The organism is Streptomyces apricus (assembly GCF_008369065.1).
Taxonomy (GTDB): domain Bacteria; phylum Actinomycetota; class Actinomycetes; order Streptomycetales; family Streptomycetaceae; genus Streptomyces; species Streptomyces apricus.
In genome coordinates, this window is the sequence record NZ_VDFC01000075.1 from 219,181 (window position 1) to 224,818 (window position 5,638).

A 5,638-nucleotide genomic window follows, 5' to 3' on the forward strand; every position below is an offset into this window, starting at 1 on the left:
GCGGCGAGGTGGGTGGCCGCGTCCGCGCCGGCGAGCAGCTCGGGCAGGGGCTCCCCGGGCCCGTACCGCGCGGACAGGGCGTCGCGCAGGGCCGGTACGGCGTCCTCGCGGGCCACGGCGACGGCCCTGACGCGGAGCCGGTGCGCCTGCTCCGCCAGCAGCTCCACCCTCCCGCCCGCCGCGGAGAGCCCGGTCACACGGAACCGGTCGGGGTTGCGCAGTACGAGGTCGATGGCCTGCGTGCCGATCGATCCGGTGGAGCCGAGGATCACGACATCCCGGCTTCCGTCGACGGGATCGAAGACGAGGTGCGGATCGGCGAGAGGGGCTGGACGGTCACTCATCCCCCCATTGTTGCCGCAACGAGACGGCGGAGGGGACGGGGGCGCCCCCTGAGTGCCCCGTAAGGGGCCCGTCAGGGCCCCTCAGGGGCGCGGGGAACTGCGCGACAAGCCCCCACCGGGCCGCAGCCGCCGACGAACCCGGCCGGACCCCTACTTCTTGCGCTTGCGCCGGTTCCGCGACTTACCCGCACGCTGCGAGCGCGGCTTCCGACCGGCCCCGCCCTCCGCCGGAGCGGCCGGCACCGCGTCGGCGGGGACGAAGTCCCCTTCGACCACCCCCTCCGCCGTGTCCAGCGTCGGCGCACTGAAGTGCAGGTCCGTGCGCCGCCCGGCCTCCAGGGGCTCCTGGCCGCCGCCGGGCCGCCCGGCCGCGTCCAGGTTGAACACGTACCCGACGGACTCCTCCTTGATGGCGTCGTTCATGGCGGTGAACATGTCGTAGCCCTCGCGCTCGTACTCGACGATCGGCTCCCGGCCGAGCGTCCACCGCAGCCCGATCCCGTCCCGCAGGTAGTCCATCTCGTACAGGTGCTCGCGCCACTTGCGGTCCAGGACCGACAGGACGACGAGCCGCTCCAGGTCGCGCAGGGCGTCCGCGCCCAGCTCGGCCTCGCGCTCCTCGTAGCGGGCGCGGACGTCGTCGATGACGGCGTCCGCGATCGAGTCGGCGGTCAGCTCGGACACGTCGCCGGCGGCCTCCTCCAGGTCCTCGACGGTGACCCCGACCGGGTAGAGCTGCTCGAAGGCGGCCCAGAGGCGGTCCAGGTCCCACTCCTCGGGGTAGCCGTCGGCGGTCTCCACGGCGACGTACGCGCGGATCGTGTCGTCCATGAAGTGGAGGATCTGCTCGTGCAGGTCCTCCCCGGCCAGCACCCGGCGGCGTTCCTCGTAGATGAGGGTGCGCTGCCGGTTGAGGACCTCGTCGAACTTGAGCACGTCCTTGCGGGACTCGAAGTGCTGCTGCTCCAGCTGCGACTGGGCGGAGGCGATGGCCCGGGTGACCATCCGGTTCTCGATGGGGACGTCGTCGGGGACGTTCGCCATCGCCATCACGCGGTCGACGACCTGGGCGCGGAACAGCCGCATCAGGTCGTCCTCAAGGGAGAGGTAGAAGCGGGAGGCGCCGGGGTCGCCCTGGCGTCCCGAGCGGCCGCGCAGCTGGTTGTCGATGCGGCGCGATTCGTGGCGCTCGGTGCCCAGGACGTAGAGCCCGCCCAGCTCCTTCACCTCGCCGTGCTCGGCGGCGACCGACTCCTTGATCCGCTCCAGGGTCTCCCGGTGTTCGCGCCGGTAGGCGTCCGGGTCGTCCTCGGAGGTGAGCCCGCGCCGGTCCAGTTCCGCCAGCGCCATGGCCTCGGGGTTGCCGCCGAGCATGATGTCGGTGCCGCGGCCGGCCATGTTGGTGGCCACGGTGACCGCGCCCCGGCGGCCTGCCTGCGCCACGATCTGCGCCTCGCGGCGGTGGTTCTTGGCGTTGAGGACCTCGTGCCGGATGCCGCGCTCCCTCAGCCGTGCGGCCAGGGTCTCGGACTTCTCGACGGAGGTGGTGCCGACGAGGACCGGCTGGCCCTTGCCGTGCCGGTCGGCGATGTCGTCGAGGATCGCCGTGTACTTGGCCTCGACGGTCCGGTAGATCTGGTCGGGGTCGTCGGCGCGGGCCGTCGGCCGGTTGGTGGGGATCGGCACCACGTGGAGCTTGTAGATCTGGTGGAACTCGGCGGCCTCGGTCATGGCGGTGCCGGTCATCCCACCGAGCTTGTCGTAGAGGCGGAAGAAGTTCTGCAGGGTGATCGTGGCGAGGGTCTGGTTCTCGTCCTTGACCGTCACCCCCTCCTTCGCCTCGATGGCCTGGTGCAGGCCCTCGTTGTAGCGGCGGCCGGCGAGGATACGGCCGGTGTGCTCGTCGACGATGAGGACCTCGCCGTCCGTGACGACGTAGTCCTTGTCCTTCCGGAAGTGCTCCTTCGCCTTGAGCGCGTTGTTCAGGTGCCCGATGAGGGGGGTGTGGTCGGACTCGTAGAGGCTCTCGATGCCGAGCTGGTCCTGGAGGAACTCCACTCCGCGGTCCAGGATCGCCACGGTGCGCTTCTTGGGGTCGTACTCGTAGTCGTGCTCGGCGCGCAGCCGGGAGAGGCGGTCCTTGTCGGCGGGGGTGGTGAAGTTCTCGTCCTGGACGGCGACCCCGCGCATCCGGGTGACCAGGGTGGCGAAGGCCTCGTACCAGTGGGTGGGGCGGTCGGCCGGGCCGGAGATGATGAGCGGGGTCCTGGCCTCGTCGATGAGGATCGAGTCGGCCTCGTCGACGATCGCGAAGTGGTGGCCGCGCTGGACGAGTTCGTCCTGGGACCAGGCCATGTTGTCCCGCAGGTAGTCGAAGCCGAATTCGGTGTTGGTGCCGTAGGTGATGTCGCAGGCGTACTGCGCGCGCCGCTCGGCGGGGGTCGACCCGGTCCTGATGACGCCCACCGTCAGTCCGAGGAAGCGGTAGGCGCGGCCCATCCAGTCGGCGTCGCGCTGGGCGAGGTAGTCGTTGACCGTGACGAGGTGGACGCCCTTGCCGGTCAGGGCGTTCAGGTAGACGGGCAGGGTGGCGACCAGGGTCTTGCCCTCGCCGGTCTGCATCTCGGCGACGTTGCCGAGGTGGAGGGCGGCGCCGCCCATGAGCTGGACGTCGAAGTGGCGCATCCCGAGGGTGCGGCGGGCGGCCTCGCGCATGGTGGCGAAGGCCTCCGACAGGAGGTCGTCGAGGCTTTCGCCGGCCTCGTACCGTTCTTTGAACTCGGCGGTGAGGGACTGGAGTTCTTCGTCGGTGAGCTGTTCGAATTCCGCTTCGAGGGAGCCGATCTGTTCGGCTGTGCGCTGGAGTCTGCGGAGGATTCTGCCTTCGCCGGCGCGCATGATCCTGCCGGTGATGTTGTCCAGACCCAGTACCGGCACTGGCATTACCCCCTGACACGGACGTACCTGATCCGGTTCTTCGGCTGCCGGCCGGTGGGGGCTCGTCGCGCGGTTCCCCGCGCCCCTGAAGGGGCACAAGAGGTGTCCCCGCTCGCCGGTCCACTCATTGTTGGCGCACATTTTCCGTGCGGCAAGCAGCGGAACGGCGGCGGGGACAGGGGTGAATTCCCGGGAAAAGACCGCCTGTCGGGGCGTCAGTGGACGGGGCGGTGGACGTTCTCCTTCTCGGACGCGCCGGGGGTCGCGTCGGCGATCCAGGGGCCCTCGCCGGAGGGGTCGACGACGCCGTCCTCCAGCCAGGTGTAGGCGCCGCCGAGGACGCCCCGGACGACCTTGCGGTCGACGTCGTCGGTGTTGGACCAGAGGCGGCCGAAGAGTTCCTCCACCCGGATGCGGGACTGGTGGCAGAAGGCGTCCGCGAGCTGGTAAGCCTGGCGGCCGTGCGCCTCGGTGGTGCGCAGGAGTTCGGCCCGTACGCAGACCGCGCTCATCGCGAACAGTTCGGCGCCGATGTCGACGATCCGGCCGAGGAAGCCCTGCTTGGTCTCCAGCCGGCCCTGCCAGCGGGACATGGCGTAGAAGGTGGAGCGGGCGAGCTTGCGGGCCGAGCGCTCCACGTACCGCAGGTGGCCGGAGAGGTCGACGTGCCCCGCCGGGTGGAACTCCGCGTACGAGCGCGGCAGCTGGCCGGGGCCCGCGACCAGCTTGGGGAACCACTTGGCGTAGAAGAGCCCGGCGTTCGCGCCCGCCCGCGCCTTGTCGGTCAGGGACTTCTCGGGGTCGATGAGGTCGCCGGCGACGGAGAGGTGGGCGTCGACGGCCTCGCGGGCGATCAGCAGGTGCATGATCTCCGTCGAGCCCTCGAAGATGCGGTTGATGCGCAGGTCGCGCAGCACCTGCTCGGCGGGGACGGCCCGTTCGCCGCGGGCGGCGAGCGAGTCGGCGGTCTCGAAGCCGCGGCCGCCGCGGATCTGGACCAGCTCGTCGGCCATCAGCCAGGCCATCTCGGACCCGTACAGCTTGGCGAGGGCGGCCTCGATGCGGATGTCGTTGCGGTCCTCGTCGGCCATCTGGGACGACAGGTCGAGGACGGCCTCCAGGGCGAACGTGGTCGCCGCGATGAAGGAGATCTTCGCGCCCACGGCCTCGTGGTGGGCGACCGGCTTGCCCCACTGCTCGCGTACGGAGGACCACTCGCGGGCGATCTTGAGGCACCACTTGCCGGCGCCGACGCACATGGCGGGCAGCGAGAGCCGCCCCGTGTTCAGCGTGGTCAGGGCGATCTTCAGCCCGGCGCCCTCGGGGCCGATGCGGTTCGCGGCGGGCACCCGGACCCGGTGGAAGCGCGTGACGCCGTTCTCCAGGCCGCGCAGCCCCATGAACGCGTTGCGGTGCTCGACGGTGACGCCCTCCGCGGCCGTCTCCACCACGAAGGCGGTGATGCCGCCCTTGTGCCCGTCGGACCTCGGCACCCGCGCCATCACCACCAGCAGGTCGGCGACCACGCCGTTGGTCGTCCAGAGCTTCACCCCGTCCAGGATGTAGTCCTCGCCGTCGGGCACGGCACTGGTGGCGAGGCGCGCCGGGTCGGAGCCGACGTCCGGCTCGGTGAGCAGGAAGGCGGAGATGTCGCTGCGGGCCAGGCGCGGCAGGAAGGTGTCCTTCTGCTCCTGGGTGCCGAAGATCTTCAGCGGCTGCGGGACGCCGATCGACTGGTGCGCCGAGAGCAGCGCGCCGAGCGCCGGGTTGGCGGAGCCGACCAGGGCGAGCGCCTTGTTGTAGTAGACCTGGGTCAGGCCGAGGCCGCCGTACTTCGTGTCGATCTTCATGCCGAGGGCGCCGAGCTCCTTGAGCCCGTTGACGACCTCGTCCGGGATGCGCGCCTCCCGTTCGATGAGCGCGGAGTCGACCTTGGTCTCGCAGAAGTCGCGCAGCCTCGCGAGGAACTCCTCACCGCGCCGGGCGTCCTCGTCCGGGGGCATCGGATGGGGGTGGATCAGGTCGAGCCGGAAGCGGCCGAGGAAGAGCTCCTTGGCGAAGCTGGGCTTGCGCCAGTCCTGCTCCCGCGCCGCCTCGGCGACCTGCCGGGCCTCGCGCTCGGTGACAGCGGGCTGGTGGGGTGTTGCGGACAAGAGGCTCACCTCGCCGCGAATAGGGATCCTGCTCCGATGGTTTCCACTACTTACCGACCGGTGCTACTCGTCCGTATGTACCTGATTCCCGACCCACTCACCAGCCCTGGCGCACCTTTCGGGGCAGGGCGGGCCCGCAGGGCCGCCCTGCCGGGGGCGCGGGGAACTGCGCGACCGGCCCCCACCACCCCGCACCCGCCGTCC

General features: G+C 70.9%; 2 protein-coding genes and 1 pseudogene. All 3 read right to left on the reverse strand.

The features are described 5' to 3' along the window. Positions 1 to 344 (reverse strand): annotated as a pseudogene (locus FGF04_RS34585) (1-deoxy-D-xylulose-5-phosphate reductoisomerase); the annotation flags it as partial. A gap of 150 nt (positions 345 to 494) precedes the next feature. Further along, entirely contained in the window at positions 495 to 3,242 is a 2,748-nt protein-coding gene (gene secA / locus FGF04_RS34590; protein ID WP_235882652.1) for a preprotein translocase subunit SecA, read from the reverse strand. A 254-nt stretch (positions 3,243 to 3,496) separates the two neighbouring features. Then, positions 3,497 to 5,443 (reverse strand): acyl-CoA dehydrogenase family protein, encoded by a 1,947-nt coding sequence (locus FGF04_RS34595; protein ID WP_188114355.1) that lies wholly within the window; start codon positions 5,441 to 5,443, stop codon positions 3,497 to 3,499. Positions 5,444 to 5,638: the final 195 nt, after the last annotated feature.

Excerpts from the sequence above, each read along its gene's own strand:
- secA (WP_235882652.1), bottom strand. The coding sequence starts at position 3,242 with ATGCGCGCCGGCGAAGGCAGAATCCTCCGCAGACTCCAGCGCACAGCC.